At 65.9% G+C, this 22,560-nt stretch carries 22 protein-coding genes; 10 read left to right on the top strand and 12 right to left on the bottom strand.

Annotated elements, in window-relative coordinates:
* Positions 1-72 precede the first annotated feature (72 nt).
* The 4 genes from PanNE5_RS11150 to PanNE5_RS11135 are packed head-to-tail and all read right to left on the bottom strand — an operon-like array spanning position 73 to position 4,248.
* Positions 73-1,344 (bottom strand): MFS transporter, encoded by a 1,272-nt coding sequence (locus PanNE5_RS11150; protein WP_261939764.1) that lies wholly within the window; start codon positions 1,342-1,344, stop codon positions 73-75.
* Entirely contained in the window at positions 1,341-2,531 is a 1,191-nt protein-coding gene (locus PanNE5_RS11145) for an amidohydrolase family protein (RefSeq protein WP_261939763.1), read from the bottom strand. Before PanNE5_RS11145 ends, PanNE5_RS11150 begins: the two co-directional genes overlap by 4 nt.
* A 20-nt stretch (positions 2,532-2,551) precedes the next feature.
* Positions 2,552-4,027, bottom strand: a complete 1,476-nt coding sequence (locus PanNE5_RS11140) for a sodium:solute symporter (protein WP_017234773.1) — start codon at positions 4,025-4,027, stop codon at positions 2,552-2,554.
* The gene (locus PanNE5_RS11135) at positions 4,024-4,248 is read right to left on the bottom strand and encodes a DUF3311 domain-containing protein (protein WP_017234774.1); all 225 of its coding nucleotides are present in this window, start codon (positions 4,246-4,248) and stop codon (positions 4,024-4,026) included. The genes PanNE5_RS11140 and PanNE5_RS11135 overlap by 4 nt, the downstream gene beginning before the upstream one ends.
* A gap of 314 nt (positions 4,249-4,562) precedes the next feature.
* On the opposite strand from PanNE5_RS11135, the gene PanNE5_RS11130 reads away from it, so the two are divergent.
* The 4 genes from PanNE5_RS11130 to PanNE5_RS11115 all read left to right on the top strand — a co-directional run bounded on the left by PanNE5_RS11130 (position 4,563) and on the right by PanNE5_RS11115 (position 10,822).
* Positions 4,563-5,363: a GntR family transcriptional regulator gene (locus PanNE5_RS11130; RefSeq protein WP_261939762.1), complete on the top strand. Its 801-nt coding sequence runs from the start codon at positions 4,563-4,565 to the stop codon at positions 5,361-5,363.
* Between the two features lie 207 nt (positions 5,364-5,570).
* Positions 5,571-6,872: a UDP-N-acetylglucosamine 1-carboxyvinyltransferase gene (locus tag PanNE5_RS11125; protein ID WP_017231540.1), complete on the top strand. Its 1,302-nt coding sequence runs from the start codon at positions 5,571-5,573 to the stop codon at positions 6,870-6,872.
* 426 nt (positions 6,873-7,298) lie between these two features.
* Positions 7,299-8,063, top strand: coding sequence for a DNA-binding response regulator (locus PanNE5_RS11120; protein WP_232424480.1), 765 nt, complete (start codon positions 7,299-7,301; stop codon positions 8,061-8,063).
* Positions 8,060-10,822: a hybrid sensor histidine kinase/response regulator gene (locus PanNE5_RS11115; protein ID WP_261939761.1), complete on the top strand. Its 2,763-nt coding sequence runs from the start codon at positions 8,060-8,062 to the stop codon at positions 10,820-10,822. Before PanNE5_RS11120 ends, PanNE5_RS11115 begins: the two co-directional genes overlap by 4 nt.
* Positions 10,823-10,889: 67 nt before the next feature.
* Here PanNE5_RS11115 and PanNE5_RS11110 read toward each other — a convergent pair whose 3' ends face one another.
* The 3 genes from PanNE5_RS11110 to PanNE5_RS11100 form a co-directional block, all read right to left on the bottom strand.
* Positions 10,890-12,239 carry an MFS transporter gene (locus PanNE5_RS11110; protein ID WP_150563672.1) on the bottom strand — a complete coding sequence of 450 codons (1,350 nt, stop codon included), beginning with the start codon at positions 12,237-12,239 and terminating at the stop codon, positions 10,890-10,892.
* 65 nt (positions 12,240-12,304) lie between these two features.
* Complete coding sequence (locus tag PanNE5_RS11105) at positions 12,305-12,958, bottom strand: DUF4286 family protein (protein WP_017231536.1); 654 nt, start codon at positions 12,956-12,958, stop codon at positions 12,305-12,307.
* A gap of 214 nt (positions 12,959-13,172) precedes the next feature.
* Entirely contained in the window at positions 13,173-14,126 is a 954-nt protein-coding gene (locus tag PanNE5_RS11100; protein WP_017231535.1) for a LysR family transcriptional regulator, read from the bottom strand.
* A gap of 285 nt (positions 14,127-14,411) precedes the next feature.
* Between PanNE5_RS11100 and PanNE5_RS11095 the strand changes: the two genes are divergently transcribed.
* From PanNE5_RS11095 to PanNE5_RS11075, 5 genes are all read left to right on the top strand, one after another.
* Complete coding sequence (locus PanNE5_RS11095; RefSeq protein ID WP_017231534.1) at positions 14,412-14,624, top strand: hypothetical protein; 213 nt, start codon at positions 14,412-14,414, stop codon at positions 14,622-14,624.
* Between the two features lie 62 nt (positions 14,625-14,686).
* Positions 14,687-15,034, top strand: coding sequence for a hypothetical protein (locus PanNE5_RS11090; protein WP_017231533.1), 348 nt, complete (start codon positions 14,687-14,689; stop codon positions 15,032-15,034).
* Between the two features lie 126 nt (positions 15,035-15,160).
* The gene (locus PanNE5_RS11085; RefSeq protein WP_261939760.1) at positions 15,161-15,718 is read left to right on the top strand and encodes a hypothetical protein; all 558 of its coding nucleotides are present in this window, start codon (positions 15,161-15,163) and stop codon (positions 15,716-15,718) included.
* Complete coding sequence (locus PanNE5_RS11080; protein ID WP_261939759.1) at positions 15,709-15,903, top strand: hypothetical protein; 195 nt, start codon at positions 15,709-15,711, stop codon at positions 15,901-15,903. The genes PanNE5_RS11085 and PanNE5_RS11080 overlap by 10 nt, the downstream gene beginning before the upstream one ends.
* Positions 15,897-16,790: a glycosyltransferase family 2 protein gene (locus PanNE5_RS11075; RefSeq protein ID WP_261939758.1), complete on the top strand. Its 894-nt coding sequence runs from the start codon at positions 15,897-15,899 to the stop codon at positions 16,788-16,790. Before PanNE5_RS11080 ends, PanNE5_RS11075 begins: the two co-directional genes overlap by 7 nt.
* A gap of 93 nt (positions 16,791-16,883) precedes the next feature.
* Here PanNE5_RS11075 and PanNE5_RS11070 read toward each other — a convergent pair whose 3' ends face one another.
* Both PanNE5_RS11070 and PanNE5_RS11065 read right to left on the bottom strand, forming a co-directional pair.
* Positions 16,884-17,054, bottom strand: a complete 171-nt coding sequence (locus tag PanNE5_RS11070; protein ID WP_157211307.1) for a hypothetical protein — start codon at positions 17,052-17,054, stop codon at positions 16,884-16,886.
* Between the two features lie 122 nt (positions 17,055-17,176).
* Positions 17,177-18,229, bottom strand: a complete 1,053-nt coding sequence (locus PanNE5_RS11065) for a YeiH family protein (protein ID WP_017231530.1) — start codon at positions 18,227-18,229, stop codon at positions 17,177-17,179.
* A gap of 257 nt (positions 18,230-18,486) precedes the next feature.
* Here PanNE5_RS11065 and PanNE5_RS11060 point away from each other — a divergent pair, with 257 nt between their 5' ends.
* Positions 18,487-19,149 (top strand): 2-hydroxychromene-2-carboxylate isomerase, encoded by a 663-nt coding sequence (locus PanNE5_RS11060; RefSeq protein ID WP_017231529.1) that lies wholly within the window; start codon positions 18,487-18,489, stop codon positions 19,147-19,149.
* Positions 19,150-19,167: 18 nt separating this feature from the next.
* Here PanNE5_RS11060 and PanNE5_RS11055 read toward each other — a convergent pair whose 3' ends face one another.
* The 3 genes from PanNE5_RS11055 to PanNE5_RS11045 all read right to left on the bottom strand — a co-directional run bounded on the left by PanNE5_RS11055 (position 19,168) and on the right by PanNE5_RS11045 (position 22,536).
* Positions 19,168-20,442, bottom strand: a complete 1,275-nt coding sequence (locus tag PanNE5_RS11055) for an SGNH/GDSL hydrolase family protein (RefSeq protein ID WP_261939757.1) — start codon at positions 20,440-20,442, stop codon at positions 19,168-19,170.
* A 189-nt stretch (positions 20,443-20,631) separates the two neighbouring features.
* Positions 20,632-21,222 carry an OmpA family protein gene (locus tag PanNE5_RS11050; protein ID WP_261939756.1) on the bottom strand — a complete coding sequence of 197 codons (591 nt, stop codon included), beginning with the start codon at positions 21,220-21,222 and terminating at the stop codon, positions 20,632-20,634.
* A gap of 81 nt (positions 21,223-21,303) precedes the next feature.
* A complete protein-coding gene (locus PanNE5_RS11045) occupies positions 21,304-22,536 on the bottom strand; it encodes a diguanylate cyclase domain-containing protein (protein WP_026131512.1) in 1,233 nt (410 codons plus the stop codon).
* Between the last annotated feature and the right edge of the window lie 24 nt (positions 22,537-22,560).

Raw genomic sequence — 22,560 nt, 5'->3', positions numbered from 1 at the left:
AACGCGCGAGAGGTGCGGCGCATACGCCGGGCGCGCGCTTCGAGTGAGCGTCGAGCGCGCATTCAGCGCGCCTCATGCGCGCTGAGGGTGACCGCCGGGCGTGTCGCGCGACAAGCGAAGCGCCGACGCATAGCCCGCGGGATCGAAGCGCCACGTCAGCGCGATCAACGCCACGTTGAGCATGATGAGTCCGATCCACGACGGCGTGAAGCTGCCCGTGCGATCGAGCACCGCGCCAGCGGCGAACGGCGCCAGCGCCGCGATGCAAAAGCCCACGCCCTGCATGAACGCCGCCAGCGCCGCCGCATGACGCGGATGCGCATGATGATCGAGCGCAAGCACGAGTCCAAGCGAGAAGGTGCCCCCCAACCCGAAACCGACGGCGCCGACACACGCCCACGCGGCGGCGACCGGTGCGAGCGCCAGCCCGATGAGTCCGCCAAGCGTGGACGCAAGCGCGAGCGTGAGCCAGCGACGGCGATCGGCGTGACGGCGCGCCAGCCAGGGCAGCGTCAGTGCGGCGGCGACCTGACAGGCCGTCAGCCCGGCCAGCAATGCCCCGCTGCGCGTCGCACTCATGCCGTGTTGCTGATAGAACGGGGGCAGCCAAGCGACCATGGTCGTATAGGTGCAGTTGATGAGACCGAAGTACACGGCCAGTGTCCAGGCGCGACGCTTGCGTAGCAACGCAAACATCGACGGCGCAGCGCCGGTCGCCGACGCAACACGCTCGCCCGCCGCCCGACACGCCGCGCGCAGATCCGCCGCCGACGTCACGGCCCCCGGTGGTGCCGCCACCGCCTGAACCAGCGGCGCACGCCACCAGGCCAGCGCGGCCGCGCAGACAACGCCGAGCCACATCCCCAGCCCGACACGCCAGTCGCCCGCCTCGGACGCCGCCCACGGACTGATTGCGGCGCCAAGTCCGCCACCGCCCATGAGCGCCGCCGAGTACAAACCCATCATCGCCGTCATGCGCGCCGCGCTGTAGTTTGCCTTCACCACGCCGGGCAGCAGCGCCTGGATGACGGCGATGCCGATGCCCGACGCGAGCGCCGTGGCGATCATCGTGGCGGTATCGTCGGCCACGAAACGCATGCCGCAGGCGAGCGCAAGCGCCGCCAGTCCGAGCAGCACCCCGCGCCGCTCACCGCAGCGGCGCGTCAGCCCGCTCGCCGCAAAGGCACCCGCGCCCATTGCGAGCACCGGCAGCGATGTGAGCAACGCCGCCACGGGATAGGTCATCCCTGTAGCCTCGCGGATTTGGGGCAGCAGCGGACTGATGGACGTGAGCGTCGGCCGGAGCGTCAGCCCGACCGCGACGATGGCCAGCCAGAGTGTCATACCGCCACACCGTCGCTGACCACCACATGCCCGTTCGCCACCACCCAGCGGCGCGGCGCACGCGTGACGATGGCCTGCGCAGCATTCACGGCATCGACGAGCACCAGGTCGGCGCGCGCGCCCACGCGCAGGCCGTAGTCGTCGAACCCACAGGCCCTCGCCCCCTGATCGGTGACGCAATCGAGCGCTATGTCCAGTTCATCGTCGCGACGCAGGTTGTAGCGCAGCCCGATCATCATGGCGCGCTCGAGCATGTCGGGCGAGCCATAGGGCGTCCACGTGTCGCGAATGCCGTCGTTGCCGCCCGCCAGCGGCACACCGGCTCGCCGGCAGGCCATGAGCGGCGGCACGATACGCGACGGCGGCGCGGTGGTGATCAGCGCGACGCCGGCATCGGCCAGGCGCGCGAGCATCGTCTCGGCGCGCGCGGCGTCCAACTCGCCCAGGCAAAACGCATGCGACACCACGACCTTGCCTTGCATGCCAAGCGCGGCAATGCGCTCAAGCATCAGTTCGAGCGAGAACACGCCCATCTCGCCCGGCTCGTGCAGATGGATGTCGACGGGGCAACCGTGTTTGTCGGCCAGCGCAAACATGGCGTCGAGCGACGCCTTCGGGTCGCGATCGATGGCGCACGGATCGAGCCAGCCGAGCACGTCCGCGCCCCGCGCGAGCGCGCCGTCGAGCAAGGCAACGGTGCCCTCGCGATCCAATACGCCCGACTGCGGAAACGCCACGATCTGCATGTCGAGGGTGTCCGCCAGCGCTTCACGCGTGGCGAGTACGCCGTCGAGATGACGCAGGCCCGCGTCGGTATCGATGTCGACGTGAGTGCGCAGCCGCGTGGTGCCCGCCGCGAGGAATGCTCGCGCGAGGGCGAGCGACGCGGCCCCCGCGTCATGCCCACTCTCGGCACGCCACCGACGTTCATTGTCGATGCGCTCGATCAGCCGCGAGCCGCACGCGTTCTCGTACCACGGCATGCCCCAGACGGTCTTGTCCAGATGCGTGTGTGCCTCGACGAGACCGGGCAGCAGCAGCGCACCGCCCGCATCGATCAGACGGATGCCGCTGCCCGGCGCGCCGGGCAACGACGGCGCAAGTGCCGCAATCCGTCCGTTCTCGACGCGTACGTCGAGCGGCGCGCCATCGAGGCCGCGCGCGTTGCGAATGTCCAGTGTTGTCATGCCTTCCTCAATGCTTCCTGTCAGGTGCCCTGCGGGACGCCTGCCGCCACGTTGCGCGAGCGCGTGAGCAAGCTCACGACCACGAACGTCAGCGCGTTCACCGCCAGCGCCACCAGCCCCATGTTGATCGATCCGACGGTATCCGATGCGCCCGGCATCAACGTGCGCAGGGTGACGTCGAACCCGACCGCCGCCGCCAGCACGACAGCGCCGGCGCCGATCCCCGCGAAGGCACCGTACTTGTTGCCGAATGGACGCGGCAACAAGCTCGACACGAACGACGGGAACAGTTGTGTGAGCAGGCTCGACGCGAAGAGCGCGAGCGCCACGAACGTCGCCCCGCCACGCAACACGAAGCCCACCGCCACCAGCCCGAAGACCGGCAGCACACGCTTGGCGAGCTTGCCCACGAAGGCATCGCTCGCATGCGGCGCAAAGCCGTCGCGGTAGATGTTCTTCGCGATCAGCGTCGACGCATTGAGCAGGATCATCGAACCGGGCACGAGCGCGGTCAATACCCCGACGCCGCCGATCACGCCCACGAACCACGGCGAAAACGTCTGCTTGACGATGCGCAGCAACGCCAGATCCGAATCCGCGCCGGTCAGGCCAGGCACTTGCAGAATGGCCGCGAAGCCCACGAAGAACATGAACGCGATCACCATCTGGTACAGCGGCATCAAAATCGTGTTCTTGCGCACGGCGTTCTCGGTCTTGGCCGCGTACACCGACGTGAACACGTACGGATACAGGTAGTAACCCAGCGACGTGAGCAGAATCGTGGAGTTGTACCAGGACAGCGTCAGGCCGCTTGTGGGCATCTGCAAAAAGCCCGGCCGCGCCGCTTCGATGCGGTCGAACATCTCGCCGAATCCGCCGAAGTAATGCAGCGGCAGATAGACGCCGAGGAACACGGCAATGACGAGAATCAGGATGTCCTTGTAGATCGCAATGCTCGCGGAACCGTGAATGCCCGACACCGTGATGTACACCACCATCGCGATCGCGCCGCACCAGATCGCGACCACCGGCGGAACCGTGCCGTACGACGCCTCCGACACGATGATGCCCAGTCCGCGCAACTGAATGATCAGCAGCGCGCTCATGCCGAGCACGGCGACTACCGAGACGACGACACCCAGCGCGCGCGAGCGGTAGGCCGTCGCGAAGAAGTCGGAGAACGACACGCAGCCGTGTCGCGTTGCGTGACGCCACGCCGCCGGCAGCATCCAGTAGCCGAGCAGATAGGCGAGCGCGCCGTAAGCGAGGATGTAGAAGGCGGGGGGCCCCTTGCTGTACGCCCATCCGCTCGCGCCGAGGAACGTGAAGGTCGAGAACGCCTCGCCGGCCATCAGAAGGAAGACAAGCAGCGTGCCGAAGCCGCGGCCACCCACGGCCCACTGCTCCAGACTCATCGTGCGACCGCGCCGCGCGCGCAGTCCGATGAAGAGCGCAAAGGCGAGGAACGCCGCAATGACGGTCAGGGCGGCGTTCATGATGTCGCTCCGTCGTGTTCGCGCGCATCCTGCGCAGACTCGCGCGAACCGTCGAAGCGGAACATCACGACCATGACCGCCGACGTGAGCAGCAGCCAGACGATATTCCACGCCATCAGGAAAGGCAGCCCCGCCAAACGGGTGCCCAAATGTTCGGCCAGCCAACCGCCGCTGTAAAACGCCGCGATGGGAAGCGCGGCCAGGCAATGCACAGGTTTCATGACGTCTCCAGACCCTAGGGAATTCAATGGTCGGCCGCACACACGTCGCCGTGGGCGCCCCGCTGGCTTGGCCAATTCGGTGGTGTTCGGTGTCATGGCGCAGTAGATCGATTCGCCATATTATCAACCACACACAAACAAATGGTTAACCATTTTTGTTGACCATTATCGGCAACGATCTACCGAAATGCAAGGTTGCCATCGCGGCACAGCCGAAACCGAGGGTTTTCCGGGAGGCAGCGCCGACAGGCGAAGGGGGCCGGGTACAATGCGCCCCACACCCACGCGAACCGCGTCTATTCAGGAGATGAGGCTTGAGCCGCACTGCAGCACCGGCGTCGCCGCGCGACGCGTCACGCCCCAAAGCCGCGACCGAGACCGCCACGGGCCTGGCGGCCGGCGACGACGGCACGTCGGGCAGCGCGGGACAGCAGATCGAGGCGCGCGTCTACACGGCCATTTCGCAGGCGCTGCTCTCCGGCAAGCTGCGGCCGGGCATGCCGCTGCGCGAGCGCAACCTGGCGCAGGCGCTCGATTGCACCCGCGGCGCCGTGCGCAAGGTGCTCGCCCGGCTCGGCTTCGAAGGCAAGCTGGTGCTCGAACCCAACCGGGGCGCGTTCGTCCCGCAACCGTCGCTCGACGCCATCCGGCAGACCTACCGCGCCCGCCGCGTGCTGGAGAGCGGTGTGATTGCGAGCCTTTGCGGGCAATTGAGTGCGTCGCAGCTCGCGGCGCTCGACGCGCACGTCGCGTTGGAAGCCCGTTCGCATGCGCAGGGCACGCACGAGCGCTCGATTCGCCTGGCGGGCGAGTTTCATCTGACCTTGATCGGCATGGCGCAGAGTGTCGAACTCGATACGTTTGCGCGCCAGCTCGTGGCCAAGACGGAGCTTTACAAGGCGCTGTACGATCCGGCGGAATTCATGCATTGCGCGCCCACGGAGCACGCCCAACTCGTCGGCCAGTTGCGTGACGGCAAGACGCAGGCGGCGATTGCGATCGCCACGGCGCACCTCGACGAACTCGAAGCACGCGTGCTCACCCGCGCCGCCGCCGCGGAGACGCCTGACTTCCGCGCCATTTTTGCCGAGGCGTTCGCGGGCACGGGGGCATAGGCTTTCCCCGGCGCCGCGATGGCGCCCCCCACGACACGTCGAGCCGTCGCCCGTCAAGCGGCGCGGCAATCCCGCCACGGGCATGGGGGTCGCCTGGCACACTCCCCTGAATCGGGGGTATATTGCGCCTGTTCGCGACGGGCCTGCGCCCGCACGCTACTTTCGCCCCCGCCTGACACACTCAAGCACGAAGCCCGAAGGAAGCCCATGTCCCATCTGGTAGTCCACGGCGGCCAGCCGCTACGCGGCCGCATCACCCCCTCCGCCAACAAGAACGCCGTTCTCCCGGTGCTGTGCGCCACGCTGCTTACCGATCAGCCGGTGCGCCTCATCGGCGTGCCCGAGATCACCGACGTTCGCAAGATCCTCGACATCTTCCGTCAGCTCGGCAGCGAGGTGAACGTCGATTTCGGCGCCGGCACGCTCGACATCCACCATCGCGATACCCGCTTCGATCCGCGCACGGACCATCTGCCGGAAGAGATGCGCTCGTCGATCATGCTCGTGCCGCCGCTGCTCGCGCGTTTTGGCGTCGCGCGCATCGAAGACAACATCAAGGGCTGCACGCTCGGTGTACGCGAGATTGATCCGCACATCGAAGTGCTGCGGCATTTCGGCGGACGTGTCGAGCGCACCGAAGGCTCGCTGCTCATCCATGCGGACGAGGCGCGCCCCGCGATCCATCACTGGCTCGATTACGCGTCGGTGACCACCACGGAGAACTTCGTGCTGTGCGCGGCAACGGCCAGGGGCCGCTCGCAATTGAATAACGCGGCGTCGGAACCGCACGTGCAGGAGTTCTGCCGCTTCATGCAGATGCTGGGCGTGCCCATTGAGGGCGTCGGCACGTCGCAGCTCGCGATCGAAGGCGTGGAGCGCTTCGGCGGCGGCGAATTCCGCTTCGCCGAAGACTTTCATGAAATCACGACGTTTCTGGCGCTCGGCGCCATCACCGGCGGCGAAATCACGGTCAAGAACACGGCGCCGGACCAGTTCCCGCTCATCGACCGCACCTTCGCGAAGTTCGGGGTGAAAGTCGAGCATCGCGACGGCTGGTCGACAGCCACCGCGCAGGGCAAGCTCAAGGTGCAAGCGCCGTTCACGCAGAACATCCTCACGAAAGTCGAAGCTGCGCCTTGGCCGTATTTCCCGGTCGACCTGCTGCCGATCTTTATCGCGCTGGGGGTGAAGGCCGAAGGCAGCGCCATGTTCTGGAACAAGGTCTATGACGGGGCGATGGGCTGGTCGACCGAGTTGTCGAAGTTCGGCGCCCATGTGTTCCAGTCCGATCCGCACCGCCTGATCACGTTCGGTGGCGTGCCGCTCTCGCCCGCCGTCGTGGAGAGTCCGTACATCATCCGCGTGGCGATTGCGCTGCTGATGGTGGCGGCCAGCATCGACGGGCAATCGACGATCAAGAACGCCGATCCGATCCGGCGCGCGCATCCGCGCTTCGTCGAGAACCTGTGCTCGGTGGGCGCGAACGTCGTCTGGACGCCGCAGGAGTAAGCCCGCCCTTGGGTGTGCGCTCGTGTCGTTTGCCGGCCCCCCCGGGGGGGCCGGGCTCGCCCTACGGGACACGCCGGCGGTAGACGACCCCCCGATCGCCCCACACCGGTCTTCGCCCCGACGAACCCGACGAATGACCTTACCTGAGCCGCTCGCGCAGGCGATCATCGCACCTTTGCCCGACGGCACATGACGTTTGCCCGACGGAAATTTATTTACCCCCCGCCGACACGCACGCCACCCCGGCGCAGCGCGATCGACGAATGTGAAAGAATGGCGGCCATCATGAGCGATCGCCCCCTGCCCCCACAGCCGCTTGCCACGCATGTCGCCCTTCCTTCGGCCGACGCATGGCCGGCCACACCGCATGCCCGTCAGTTGTCGGGCGCGCGCGTGCTCATCGTCGACGACAACCAGGAAGACCGCATGCTGCTGATGGACTTCCTCAGCCAGCAGGGTTGTCGCGTCTACATCGCGCACGACGGACGCGACGGCTACACCAAGGCCCGCACCGTGCAGCCCGACCTGATTCTCATGGATATCCGCATGCCCGTGTGCGACGGGCTTGGCGCCTGCCGCCTGCTCAAAGCCGACCCCGGCACCCGGCACATTCCGCTGATCTTCCTGACTGCGGCCGCCCTGCCCGGCGAACGTGTGGCGGGACTGACGGCCGGCGCGGTGGATTACATCACCAAGCCTTACGATTTCGAAGAGGTGCGCCTGCGTCTGTCGATCCACCTGAAGGCAACGACGCCCGTTCCAGTGCCGAGCGCGGCCGGCGACGGCAGCAAGCTCGCGCCGCTGCCCGTGCAAGCGCATACGCTCGACGCCGTGTTGTTTCGCGCCACGCGCGCGTTGCTGCTCGACCGTCTCGACGCCACGCCCGAACTCGCCGGCCTCGCCAGCGCGGTGGGCACCAACACGCGCCGGCTCAACCTGGCGTTTCGACGGTGCGTCGGCGTGACCGTGTTCGACTTTCTGCGCGAGGAGCGCATGAAGGAAGCGCGCCGCTTGCTGTCGGAGACGTCGCTCGACGTGCAGGACATCGCCGCCGCCGTCGGATTCGCGAGCGCCGCCAATTTCGCGACCGCGTTTCGCGAGCGCTTCGGCATGCCGCCAAGCGGCTTTCGCGAGCAGGCCGCGCAAGTCCCACACCTGTCCGAGACCGCGGGGGCACCGCCCGCCCCATGAACGTCTTGCCCTTGCGCCTGCCGACGCATGGGCTGCGCCGGACAGTCGTCGTCTGGCTGGCCCTGACGGCTATCCTCGTCGCCCTGGTACTGCGTGCCAGTGCCAGCATGGCCGCACCGCCCTCCCCTGCGTCGAGCGCGCCCATCGATCTCGCGCACGCGGCGTCGCCGCTGGCGCTCGACACCCAATTGCGCTTGCTGGAAGACCCGTCCGATCGCCTCGACGCCGCGCAGGCACTGGCCGCGCCCGGTTGGCGACAGGTCGTTCCGCGCATGCTCAATCCGGGCTACAGCCGCTCGGCGTTCTGGCTGACGGGCAGTGTAGAGAATCGCGGCGCGGCACCGCTCACGCGTTGGTTGAGCGTCGGCATCGTGCGGCTCGAAGACGTGCGCTATTACGCGATGCCGGTCGGCAGCCGTGAGCCGGAGATCCGGTGGCGGGCCGGTCACACCGTCCCGCTCGACCGACACCCGATCACGTCGGAGACCTCCGTCTTCCCCATCACGCTTGCGCCGGGCGAGCATCTGACATTCCTTGTGCGCGTCGAATCGCGATCGTCGGTGAGCATGGTGCCGCAGCTCTGGCGGCCGGACGACTTTCGCTTGGCCGAATCGCGCAATGCGATGATCGCCATGCTGCTGGTGGGCTCAATGCTTTCCGTCGCGATGTACGCCCTCGTGCTCGGCATTGCGCGACGCGATCCCGTGTTCGTGCTGCTCGCGCTCACGACGATGACGCAGGTCGCGCAGGACATGGCGTTTCAGGGCTTCCTGTATCGCTATCTCCTGCCGCAAGGGGGTGAATGCGTCGTGCGGGCGCCGAGTTTCTTCTCGACGCTGACCGTGGCGTGCTTCAGCGCCATGGTGACCATCTTCGCCGGACTGAACCGCGTGCGGCTCTGGCGCTGGACGTATCGCGTCATGATCGGGCTCATGGCCGTCATGGCCGTCTGGGTCGCACTTGGCGATCATCGGGCGGCGGCGTTCACGCACCTGCAACTGCTCATGGTCTTCAACGTCATCTGGGTCGCGTCGCTGGCAGACGGTTGGCGACGCGGCTTCGCCAACGCGCGGCTGTGCCTGCTGTCGTTCTCGCCGGGTTGCCTCGTGCTGTTCTGGCGGCTGGCGATCATCAACGGCCTGCTGCCGGAAGACTGGCTGGCCAATACCGCGATGGCGTGGAGCACGAACATCTCCGTGCTGCTCATGCTCACCATGCTCGTGGCGGGACGTTCGCGCGAACTCGTGCGCGAACAGCGCGCAGCGCAGCGCGAAGTGTTGCAGACGCGTCGCGAAGAGCAGGCGCGGCTCGCCAACGCCGTCGACGCACGCACGCGCGAGTTGCAGGCCGCCCTGATCGCCGCGGACGAAGCCAACAGCGCCAAGAGCGACTTCCTTGCACGCATCAGTCACGATCTGCGCACGCCGCTTACGTCCATCATCGGCTTTGCCGACCTGGTGCAGTCGGGCGGGCGCGAAGACGCCGACCGCGGACGCATCATCCGCCGCAGCGCGCATCACATGCTTGCCATGATCAACGACCTGATCGAATACGCGAGCGGCGGCGCGGCCGACCCGCTGCATGTCGCGCCGGTCTACACCCATGCGTTCGTCGACGGCGTGGCGCACGAGGGCATGAGTCTCGCCAGCAAGCACGGTAACGCCTTCCTGCTCGACGTGCGTGCGCCGCTGCCGCCGCTGCTCGCGTTCGACGCCAAGCGCGTGCGTCAGGTGCTCGGAAATCTGTTGGACAACGCGGCGAAGTACACCGCCAACGGAACGATCACCCTCTCGCTTTCAGCAACGCCGGACGCGACGCGCGCCGATCTCATGCAGGTCTGTTTCGGCGTCGAGGATTCTGGCTGTGGCATCGCCAAGCACGACCTGCCGCGCGTCTTCGAACCGTTCGCGAGACTCGACCGGGCGCGACGCCTGCCCGGCGTGGGCCTCGGGCTTGCCATCGTGCGCCAATGGGTGGAACGCATGGGTGGCACGATCACCGTCGACAGCACGCCCGATGTCGGTACGCGTGTGGCGTTTACGTTGCCGTTGCGCGTGGCGCGCGAGGCCGATCTCGTGCCGCCATGGCCCACCGGCGCGCCCCATACGCTGCCCCCGATCGACGGTCATGGGCGCCACGTCTGGCTCGCCGAAGATTCACCGGAGATCCGGCAATTCCTGCATGACGAACTCGCGAGCCTGGGCTTCACGGTGCGCACGTTCGGCGATGGCGTGGCGCTCATCGCCGCGCTGGGCAATGCGCATCAGACGGCGCCGGACCTCGTGCTCACCGATCACATGATGCCCAACGCCGACGGGCTGGCCGTGGCGCATGCCACGCGCCGCCGCTGGCCCGACGTGCCCGTGCTGGCCGTTTCCGCCTCGCCGCAGATGGTCGAGGGCAGCGGTTACGACGCGTGCCTGCTCAAGCCCATCGAACTCGCCGACCTGCGCAACGCGCTCGCGCGCCTGCTCGGTCTGGCGCGTACCGATGCGCACGAAGGCGGCGCGGACCGGGACGAGGCGAGCCCGATGCGCGATACGTCCTGGGCGCGTCCGTCAGGCGAGCATCTGCATCAGGCCCGGCAGTTGATTGCGATGGGCGCCATGACCGACCTGATGGAATGGGCACGCGAACTGAGCGATCACGTACCGACACTCGATGGCTTTGCGCGGCAGGTCCATCAACTCGCGCAGCGTGGCGATCTGGCCGGACTGACCGCGCTGTGCCAGGCCCCTGCGGCATCGACGTTCCACTAGGCGCCCGCCAAACGAAAACGGCACGCCCGAGGGCGTGCCGTGAGCCTGACTCGGGAAGCCGGTCCCCTTAGTCTTTGAGCGGCTGGTGTGCCGTCTCGCGCGCGGCCAGGAGCGCGACGGCCGTGGCGGCGAGCGCCAGCGTGACGTACAGCGACACCGAAATCGTCGTGCCGTATGTCTTGTACAGCGTCACGATGATGAGCGGTGCGAAGCCGCCCCCGAGAATCCCCGCGAGCGTATAGGCCAGTGACGAACCGGCGTAGCGCACCCGCGTCGGGAATTGCTCGGTGACGAAGGCCGCCTGCGGCCCGTACATGATCGCGTGAATCACCAATCCGATCACCACCGCCAGCACGATCAGTGCCGGGTGGGACGTATTGAGCAGCACGAAGAAGCCGTATGCCCAGATCACCGCGCACAGCACACCGAAGCCATACACCGGGCGGCGACCCAGCTTATCGGACAGTGCGCCGAACAGGGGCACCGTCAGCGCGTTGCACGCCGTGCCGGCCAGCACGGCCGTGAGCGCGAGCGGACGCGAGAGGTGCAGCGTTCCCGTGACATACGTCAGCGTGAAGACGACCAGCATCGCGTAGAGGACGTCCGAGCCGATGCGCGAGCCGCCGGCCACCAGCAGGTTACGCCAGTGCGAACGGAAGACTTCGGCAATCGGCATGTCCGCCTGACGCGCCGAGTGCTGCATCGCTTCGAACATCGGCGTTTCCTCCACACCGCGACGCACCCACAGACCGAAGCCGACCAGCACGAGGCTCAGCAGGAACGGCAGGCGCCAACCCCACGCGAGGAAGTCATCGGGTGAAATCGACAGCGTGATGAGCGCGATGAGGCCCGTCGCGATCAGCGTGCCGAACGATGGGCCGACTTGCGTCCAGGACGCATTCAAGCCGCGCTTGCGCTGATCGCCATGCTCGACCGACAGCAACACCGCACCCGCCCACTCGCCGCCGAGCGCGACGCCTTGCACGAAGCGCAGGGCCACGAGCAACACGGGGCTCCAGATACCGATCGACGCGTACGTGGGCAGCACGCCCATCAGGCCGGTCGTCAGGCCCATCACCACGAGCGTGAGCACCAGCACCGCGCGCCGTCCGACCTTGTCGCCGAGGTTGCCGAACACGAAGCCGCCAAGCGGCCGCGACACGTAACCCACGGCATAGGTCGACAGGGCGAGAATGGTGCCGACCAGCGGGTCGACCGACGGGAAGAACAAATGGTTGAACACCAGCGCCGCCAGCGTGTTGTAGACGGTGAAGTCGTACCACTCGAGCGTGGTACCCACCATGCTGGCGGTCGCGAGCCGCCCTTTTTTCGGGCTCGCATGGCCGGTGGCGGCAGCGGTGGAGGCGGTGACGGCGTCGGTTTGCCGAGCGTCGCGGGTATCGGAATACGTTGTCATGGATGGCTCCAGGGTGTCTGCGGGATCCACCGGACAGACGGATCCCGCGAGAGGATGGCGGGACGTCAGTCGTCGTTGGCGCCGAGACGCCACAACATGGCAAAGCAGGTGACTTCACCGGCCGGGACCCCGTAGGCGGCGGCGAGCGTTTGCGCGGCGGTGCGCACCGCGTCCTGGTCCGTGCCTTCGATCATTACGACGGCATCGGCAGGTGGCAGCGGCGCGTCCTTGGCGGTGAGCGAGACGGACAGCCTCGGCACGGTGACCTGCAGCGTGGCGCGGACAATACCGTCGCCCTGAGCGAGCTCGGCGAGCTGCGCGCCCAGCCGCGCATGTGCCTGGGCGACGACCGCCTCGCTCAGCACGAACATGGCCAGCATGCCCCCCTGGCCTTCGCCCGCCTCGACGTCGAGCGTGCCGACACGGCGCTGCGTGCCCTGCATGCGCGCGAAGTTGCGCAGCGACCATTCGGTCTGATGCTGGAAAGCTTGGGCGTAAGGGTCGCTGGTGAAGACGGCGGCGTGTTGCGTGCAATAGAGCGCCAGGTAGGGACGCGCGCAGTCGTGCAGGGCCTTGAAGCGACGAGCGAACTGGAAGCCCGGGATGGCCACACGCTCCTGCATGTGTTCGCGGTCGTACCAGCGGTTGAAGTCAGCGTCGAACGCCGGATCGATATTCGTCCAGATGCAGAGTTGGGCGCGGGGAGCAGTCGCAGTCATGAGGCATTCCATCGGTTTCAACAATCGGGAGGCCGGCCAACACGCCATACAAGCGGGTCGACCGTCTCGCCGAGTGTGCAAAACGGGGGAAAACGCGTCCAACAAGAAATCAAATTCGCCGCGACAGCAAATTCTTATGACTGATGTCGGACGCCGGTTGCGCGGGGCAGGTGCGCACCCGGCATCGCGACGGTCAGCGCCAAGCGCGCAAGGCTCAGGATTCGATGGCGCCCCAGGCCGGGGCGGTCATGGCGGCAGCGGGCGGGATGGCGATATCCGGCCCCATGTTCAGGGCAAACTCGCTGGCCGTGCGTTGCGCGAGGCGCGCCACGTTTTCGGCGAGCAGTGCGCCCTGGCGGAACGACCCGACGAACGAGAGATTGGGGAAATGGGCGTTCACGCGCAGCAAATGCAGGCTGTGCTCGCCCAGTTCGCGCTGAATGATGGCTGGCGGCAGCATCGCCACGCCGAAGCCGTCCACGACCAGCCGGATGATGGCCGCGACCGAGGTCATGCAGTTCACGCGCACGGGCCGCTCGGCCGCCACCGAGAACATGCGTTCAAGGGTCTTGTGCGGGCCGGAGTTGCGCGAAAAGCTCACCAGCGGGTACGCCGCCAGATCGGCCACATCGAGCGTTTCGCCTTCGAGATTGAGCTTCGGGCTCGCCACCCAGCGCATCGGAAATTCGGCCAACGGCAAATTCTCGATACCGGCACCGTGCAGAACGTCGGTTTGCAACGCGAGGTCGAGCGTACCGGCTTCGAGTTGCTTGCAAAGACGAATGGTCGTCTCGCTGGTGACTTCGATCTCGAGTTGCGGGTATTCATGGCGAATTCGCGCGGCCAGATCCGGAAACCAGCTATGGACGATCGACTCGACCACACCGATCTTGAGCACCCCCGGCGGCATGTCGGGATCGGTCAACTCGCGTTTCATCTCCTGCCCGAGCATGACGATGCGCTCCGCATACGCCAGCGCCTTCTGCCCGGCCGCCGTGAGCGTGACCTCCCGGGCGCTGCGGTCGAACAGACGCACCCCGAAGCTCTGCTCCAGCGACGCGATCCGGCTCGACACACCCGCCTGCGTGGTGTGCAGACGTGCAGCCGTCAGACGGAAATTACGCAGCTTGGCGAGCCAGACGAAGGTTTCGAGAAATCGCAGGTTCATGCGGTGTGATGGGCGGTCGTGAGTGCCGGGAGTCCCTGATTCTAGCGGGAACAGAAAACCGGCACCCGAAATGGCCTGGCATGCGACATCCGGGAAAGGTTGTTACGGCCGAGCGTTCCCGCCGTGTTTCGTTTCCGTAACGTTTTACGTTGGGCGTCGGTGGCAAGCGGCACCGCGTCCCTTACAAATCATGCACTTAATCGTCTCGAGAGGCTTGGCACGAGATTTGCTGGATGTCTTGCAACGGCCCGTCGAGGCCGGAGGGCCGAATTTCTGGAGACTGTCATGGCCATCGCCCATTTCCACCGACCGCATCCGACCGTGGAACTTGCTCGCTGCGTGTTCCGGCAGCATTACATACGCATCATGCAGGCCGATCAGCCCGGCAATTATGCGGTGCTGGTCGACGTTTGGCCCATGGACGGCCGGACCTTCACTAGCATCGATCAGGCCAAGCATGCCGCCATGCTGTTCATCCGAGAGATGGAAAGCGACTGAGTCCGCGCAAGCGATTCCGCGCCAGCGGCCTTGGCGCGGTCAACGAGACGAGATCTTCATTGATGAAACATCACGCCACCCGCCACAGCACCGTCGAGCGCCACATCCTGTCCGCTATCCCGCGCTCGGCCCCCCGCCAGCCGGTCGTGCTGGATCCCGCAGGCGACCCTTATGCCCGTGTCGCGGTCGAGGCGTACGCCGAGGCTTGTGCCCATGAGCAGCCATGGCTGGCGGAGGCCCTGCAACGCCAATATCAGTTGGCCGGCGGCACCCCGTCGAGCGCCGCCGCCCTCTGGCGCGCCTTTCACGAGGCACAGCGGCTGGCCCGCGAAGGCCAGTCGTACGATGAAGCCGCCTGGACTCACGTGGCGCTGCATCTGTGCGGCGTGCTGGGGGCGATGAATTTGTAGTGCTCGTGTTTCCGTCACCTCCCATTTGCGCCCGGGAGGCTCGGCACCGTCGACGAAAATGGGGCCGGCCGAGCATTTCTGGCATACTTCGTGCAAAGCAAATTCCCGAAGTCTGCCAGTTATCCCATGAGCAAGTCCGTAGCGCCGGAGCCTCTCGCGAACCGGCATCTTTATGCGAAGATTTTCGGCGCGCTGATTGTGCTTTTCCCCGCCGCAGCGCTCGCGATTCAGCGTGGCGGGAACACGATCATGTTCCTGACCGTGGCATTGGGCGCCGTCACCCTCATGACGGCTCGTCAGCGAGGGGAAGTTTGCTCGCTTATCAAGACGAACCGCCCGGTTCGCGTGTTCGTCCTCTCGCTGTGCCTGCCGTTCTTCGCCGTCCTGATCGTCGAAACGCTCCACGGCAAGGTCGTCGCCAATACGCTCGACTCTCCCGTGCGCTTTCTCCTCGCAGCCATCGTTTTTTTCGGACTGCGCCGAATTGTCGACGTCATGCCCGCGATGGCAGCGGCGGGTACGTTGACACCGCTGGCGGCTGACTACGGCAAGGGCGAGGTTCACAATCAGATCCTGGCTTACGCCGTGGACTACGGCTTGCTGGGTGTGTTGTGCATTCTCGCATTCTCGGCGTCTACCTTGGCCCTGCCTATTTCTTCATTCGCGCCGCCCTCATGGGACTGATGACTGCCGTTGCCTTTGCCGTCTTCGGCTTGACCGTCGAGACGTTCAATCTGAAGGTCACCGTCGGTTTCTACTCGACGGTGTTGGCGTTGTTCGCAGCCTTCGCCTATCCTGTCGAGCATTCGGTCGACACGGCCGACGACAAGGCCTCAGTCGCCCGGCATTCACGCCCTCCCTCATGCTAAGCATCCTGATCCCGACCTGGAACAACCTGCCGTTCCTCAAGCTTTGCATCGATAGCGTTCGCCGTCATTCCGGCGAGGCGCATGAAATCCTAGTGCACGTCAACGATGGGAGCGACGGCACGCTGGCGTGGGTGCGCGAACAGGGCTTGCGTCACACGCACAGCGTCGGCAACGTGGGGGTCTGCCTCGCGCTGAATCAGCTTGCGCCACTTGCATCGCACGATCAGTTGCTCTTCCTGAACGACGACATGTTCGTCACCCCCGGCTGGGACGCCGCGCTCATCGATGCGGCCCGTACGCTCGACACGCCGATCTATTACCTCTCGTCGGTAATGATCGAACCGAACGCCGGCGTCAGCAAACAAGTGGTATCGCACGACTTCGGCACGACCCCGCAGACGTTTGACGAAACCGCCCTGCTGGCCTTCGCCGCCTCGCTGAACCGCGGAGACGTGAACGGCGTGCCCACGCAGCCCACGCTGGTGAGCCGCGGGCTATGGCATCTGGTCGGCGGCTACAGCATCGAATTCGGGCCGGGCATGAGCAGCGACGACGACTTTCTGATGAAGTTGTGGCTCGTCGGCTGCCGCACCTTCCGTATCGTGGGCAAAAGCGTCGTGTATCACTTCGGCTGCCGCTCGACCGGACGTGTGGTGAAGAATCGCGGCAGTCGCGAGTTTCTGATGAAGTGGGGGATGACGCAGGCCGAGTTCAAGCGCGACTACCTCGATCTGGCAGGCACGCCGGCCGGTGCCGCGCTGCCTAACGTCCCCCGCCCCAGCGGCAAGAGCCGCATCAAGCGCGCGCTGCATGGCAGCAAGCCTTATCCGCTCGAAGATCTCGAACGCTGGGACCCCAACGTGCCGCAGCATTTGAAGCAGGACTGAGCGGCGCAGCCAACGCCCGCCCGTCGGCCGACGCACGTCAGCCGAATGGCGTGAATCCAGCGCGAATGGTCCGAAACACCGAATGTCCGACCATCAATGCCGAGGGTGACGAATTCTCGCCCACGCGTGCTCGACTCGCTGCACCGCGCGATGATTGGGGTGACGTGTCCACCACAGCCCCAACTCCCACACCATCCCGGCCAGCAGCACGATCACGGCCAGGGCACCGATCGTGTACCACATCTCACCAAAAGACGTTGTCATGACGGCCTCCCGAAAGGCATCACGGACGACCCGCGGCCGTCCGTGATTCCATTCTAGGCGACGTAACCCGGCTCGACCGCCGGATCCGCCCTACTTGAGCATGACGTCCGTCTGCCGGCGCGTCAGAGCTGCCCCATGGCCAGCTGCACCGCCAGACTGCTCACCGACACGGCGGCCCATACGCCCAGCCCCAGCAGGATAGGACGCAGGCCGGTCGATGCCATGCGACGCAGGTTCGATGACAGGCCAATGGCCGTGAGGGCGACAATGATCAGGAATTCGGCCGCATCGTGAATCCAGGGTTGCAGTTCAGCCGGCACAAACCCTGCCGTGCGCGCCCCCGATGCGACCAGGAAGCCGAGAATGAACCACGGGAAGATGCGGGCGAGGCTGAAGTTGGCGGCCCCGGCACGCTTGGCGCGGTACGCCACAATCGCTGCCAGCGCCAGACAGATAGGGATGATCAGCGTGGCACGCGTGAGCTTGACGATGGTCGCGTAGTCGCCTGCGGTCTTGCTGTAGCTGTAACCGGCAGCGACCACCGACGAGGTATCGTTGATCGCCGTACCCGCCCACATACCAAATCCCAGATCGGACAGATGCAACAGGTGACCGAGCATCGGGAACAGCACCACGGCCGCAATATTGAACAGGAAGATCGTCGAGATCGCGAACGCCGTTTCGTGGTCGTCCGGCTTGATGATGGGGGTGACGGCCGCGATGGCCGATCCGCCGCAGATCGCCGTGCCGATGCCGATGAGCAGCTTGAGCTTGCCGCCCACGCCCAGTGCGCGGCCCAGCGCCCAGGCCGACAGACCGGCGGCGGTGACCGTCACGGCCGTGACTGCCAGGGACTCCAGTCCCGTATGGGCGACCTGCGACAGGCTCAGGCCGAAGCCGAGGGCGATGATCGACCACTGAAGCACATACTTCGAGGCGAACCGGATACCCGCTTCATAGCGTGCACCGGGCGAGAACACGTTTCGAACGACGATGCCCAGCAAAATGCCGAACACGGGGCCGCCGACCAACGGCATCTGACGCCCCAGCAACAGCGCGACAAATGCGATGACGGTCGAGAGAATCAGACCTGCCCACGGATTCTGACGATCCGGTACCAGCGCGTTGGGACGGCTGGCCGTGGGGGGGTGAGTCGTATCGGTTTTTGTTGTCATCGCAGCCTCTCTTCTGGAATGACTACAAGTCTACGAACGTCGATTCAATAATAAAAATCGTTATATCGGATACGAATTATCTAAAATTACGATAATTATCCCCGCCGCACGTCACGTCCGAATCGAAGGCGCTGTTCCCCCCGCGTTTGCGCCTGCACTGGCGCATGACACCGCAAGCCAACCCCTGCCGTGAGCCGCTACACTCTCCGAAACCCGAGAAGCGTCGATCAGACCCCCTACCCCGGAGACCGAGCCCCATGTCGCAAGCTGCCAACACCCCCGCGCGCCGCGCACAGTGGTATTTCGATTTCGCGTCTCCCTTCTCGTACCTGCAATTCGAGCGGTTCGACACGCTGCCGCGCTGGCTCGACATCGACCTCAAGCCGATCGTGCTCGGCGCGATCCTTGCCCATCTGCAAACGCAGGGGCCCGCAGAAACACCGCACAAACGTCTCTTCACGTACCGCATGGCGCAGTTCCGCGCCGAGCAAGACGGCATTGCCTACCGAATGCCGCCCGTACACCCATTTCATCCGATCCGTGTACTGCGCCTGGCGATAGCGCTCGGCGCGACCCATGACGTGGTGCGTACGATCTACCGTTTCATCTGGGCCGAAGGGCGCGATGTCACCGACCCGCAGGGCTGGCAGGATCTGAGCGAACGCCTTGGGCTGCGCGCCGACGAAGCCGTCGCCCTGACGGAAGCTCCGGCGGTCAAGGCCGCCTTGCGCGAAAACACTGACGCCGCGATGGCCGCAGGCGTGTTTGGCGTGCCGACGTTCGCGTTCGACGGGGTGCTGTATTGGGGAGACGACGCGACTGCGCTGTTCCGCCACTGCCTCGCTCATCCGGCGTGGTTGCATTCGCCCGATGTCGAGCGCTTGCAACACATCACGATCGGCGTAAGGCGTGAGGGCTGACAACGCGCTGTCTTGCGCTTACTTCGCCCCGCCCAGGACCAGCGGCAGGGGCACGGCGTCGGCCATGGCGGCGTAGCCCGCATCGCTGGGGTGGGTGCCGTCGCCGCTATCGAGACGCGGCAACATGCGCGTGGGCTGGGCGGGATCGCGCAGCGCGGCGTCGAAATCGATGACGCCGTCAAAGGCTCCGCTCGTTCGCACCCATTGGTTGACGGCGTCACGCACCGCCTCGCGCTCGGGCGGCAGTTTGCCCGGCGGGATGGTCGTGCCGAGGATGCGAACGTGGCGCGAGCGCGCGGCGGCGATCAGCGATTGATACCCCGCGATCATCTCGGGTGCGGTCACGATCACATGCGGCACATCGCAGTCGAGCCCCGCATGGGGCGGCACGTAACCGAAATTGATATCGTTGATGCCGATTTGCACGACGACGGTTCGCACGCCGGGCTGTTCCAACGCGTCGCGCCGGAAGCGAGCGACGAGCCGCTCGCCGTAGCAGGCCGAATCGTGCAGCAGGCGATTGCCGCTGATGCCGAGATTGAGCACGGCAATATCGCGCCGTCCGGCATTCTCGAGCCGCCGCGCCAGCCCATCCGGCCAACGCCGATTCGCATTCAGCGTGCTGCGCATGCCGTCCGTGATCGAGTCGCCGATGGCGACGATCGCTTGTGCGGGCCGCTCCGGCACCACGCTGACGCCGGCCAGCCAAAGTGTATTCGTGAAGCGCTTCGGATAAGCCGATGCCTGTGCCGCATCGACAAAGTCACCGGCGCCACTCAGAAACGCCGTCTCCTGCGCAATCTTGTGCCAAGTCGTCGGGGGGGTGGCTTCGCGCGTGAACAGGCTGACCGCCAGTGGCGTTCCGGCGCGAACTGCGAACGGCAACGGGTCGCTCTCGAGCGAGGCCCCCGGTGCGATCCGCGCCGTCGGCTGAGCGCCGAACGTCATCTCGCGCAGACTACCGGCATCGACAGCCGCGCCGCGTAGTGCCACAGCGAGGCTCGCCCGCTCGATCACCAGCGGCTGCGTGCCGTAAGCGTTCGAAAAACGCACGCGGACTTCACTGCCCGAGAGTGTTGGATAGACGATCTGACGCACGGTACGCCCGCCCACGGCCGGCGCTCGGTTGAACGACGGCGCCGCTGGATGTTGCGCCACCGCTTGCGGTGCCGTCGCCCACACGCCGACGCGCGCGTTCTGCGCGAAGACCGTCGTCGCCGCAGCCATCGCCACGATAGCGAGCAGTGCACGGATCAGGACAACAGGTCGCGCACGGCGCAGGCGGGCAGGCATACCGTCGGCAGCGGAAGACCGGGAAATCAGAAACGTCGGGAGCATCGGGACAACGTGGGCAGTTCAGCCGGAATCGCCCGGCGGCAGCCGCCATTGTGCCTGATTGTGGTCGCTGGCAAAGGTTGACGTCACTACCGAGGGGACCACGGCCCCCCAGGTTTGGCAGAGCGAAACGGGATGTGTCGTCGCTCAGCGCGTGGAGATCACGATGGCAACACGCCGGTTCTGGGCGCGGCCGGTCGCCGTGCTGTTATCCGCAACGGGATTGCGCTTGCCTGCCCCGATCGTCTGAATGGCTGCACGCTGCATGCCCGCCTCGACCAGCACGTTGGCCACCACGTCGGCGCGGCGGGCGGAAAGCTGCTCGTTGTAGGTATCGCTGCCCACTGAATCGGTATAACCATAGACACTCACGCTGTTCAGGCCAACCTTCAGGAGCGTGCGGCCGATGCGAGCCACTGTCTGGCGCGCCGCATCGTGAATCACAAACTCGTCGGTATCGAACAACACCTTGTCGGACAAGCCGAACTCCCAACCGTCTTCGGTTTGCGTAAAGCCTTCAGATTTCAGCGCCGCGATCTGCTCGGCCGTCAGGCCGTGCACGGGCGTGGTCTGGCAGCCCGCCAGGGCGGCAAATCCCACCAGACACACCAGCCCCATCAGCCTGCGAGCCAACGCCTTCCATCGAGCGAGGGCGCGAGCGCCATGGGCCACCATTGCGCGGTGCGAAAGGTCAGAATGCGAGTCGTGCGTGTCGTGCGTTTCAACAGCGAAGTCCAAAGCAGATCCCCATGGCAGTGTGTCATCCGGTCGTCAATTATGGTTATGGTGTTCATCCAGCATGGCGCAATTCACGTTGGTTCACCCTTTGGGACTCCCCGCCACAAACCAGGTGCCGACGCCAGCACGCTTGGCCTGATACATGGCCGCGTCCGCCGTGCGCAGCAGCGCGGCGGCGTCCTCGGCGTGGGTCGGGTACAACGCGACACCGATACTCATCGATGTGACGATTTCGCCGCCATCCGGCAGCACAATCGGTTTTTCCATCGCCACGAGCAGGCTCTGCGCGAGACGCACGGCATTCGACGTCTGTCGCACGCCCACGAGCATGACGGCGAACTCGTCGCCGCCCAGACGCGCCACCAGATCGCCCTCGCGCAGCGGCTGGCGCAGACGCTCGGCAATGGTCATCAACACCACGTCACCCGCACCGTGCCCTCGTTGGTCGTTGATTTCCTTGAAACGGTCGCTGTCGAGATAGAGCAGCGCGACGTGCGTGCCCATTTCGCGCGCGTCGGCAAGCGCCTGCATCAGGCGCGATTCGAAATACGCCCGGTTCGGCAGCCCCGTCAGCCGATCGTGATTGGCCTGGTGCGCGAGCGTGGCATTTTGCGCGCGCAAGTGATTCTGCCACCCCTCGAATTCGTCGAGCAGTGCGTTGAAGTCATCGCCGAGTTCCTTCAGTTCGGCCAGTGGCGTCGCCGCCACGCGCTGATGAAACGCTCGCTCGCGGCGCACCGCGTGCGCCACTTCCGCCAGTGCCCGCAACGGTTTGACGATATCGCGGTGCATCCGTTTGGCCAGGACGTTCGCCACGGCGAACGTCACCAGCAGGCAGGCGAGCACGCCGCCCACCCCGCTCAGCAGGAAAAGGAAGAACTGATGCCCCTGCCCCTGCACATCGATAGTGCCGACGACTTTTCCGTCATGACGAATCGGCATTGTCACGGGTCCGGGCAGCGCGACGTTCGCGATCACGCGCTCGACTTGTGTCAGGGCGCCGCCGTCCGGACGACGCCACTGCGCGAACGGCGCATTGTTCGCATCGAACACCCGCACCTGAGCAAGGTCCTCGTCGCTCGCGATGAGCGCAATCGCTTCCTGAGCCGCCAGGCGGTCGCCAAACACGACCGCGGCCTCCGTAGTGTAGGCAAGCGAGCGCCCGATCAGCAGAAGATTGTTCTCGGCATACGCGCGCAAGGCGATCCATGCCACCAGCGACAGCGAGACCGCTGCGAGCACGACGGCGGACACGGCCAGGCGCAAGTGGGTACGGCGCAGCATGCCCTGCAACGACGGCCGGCGACCGCGCATCGGGTCGGGCGCCGCGACATGCGA

This window comes from Pandoraea sp. NE5, from assembly GCF_024363545.1.
GTDB classification, from domain to species: domain Bacteria; phylum Pseudomonadota; class Gammaproteobacteria; order Burkholderiales; family Burkholderiaceae; genus Pandoraea; species Pandoraea cepalis.
Note: the sequence above shows the minus strand (reverse complement) of the source record. Positions and strands in the feature narration are given on the sequence as shown.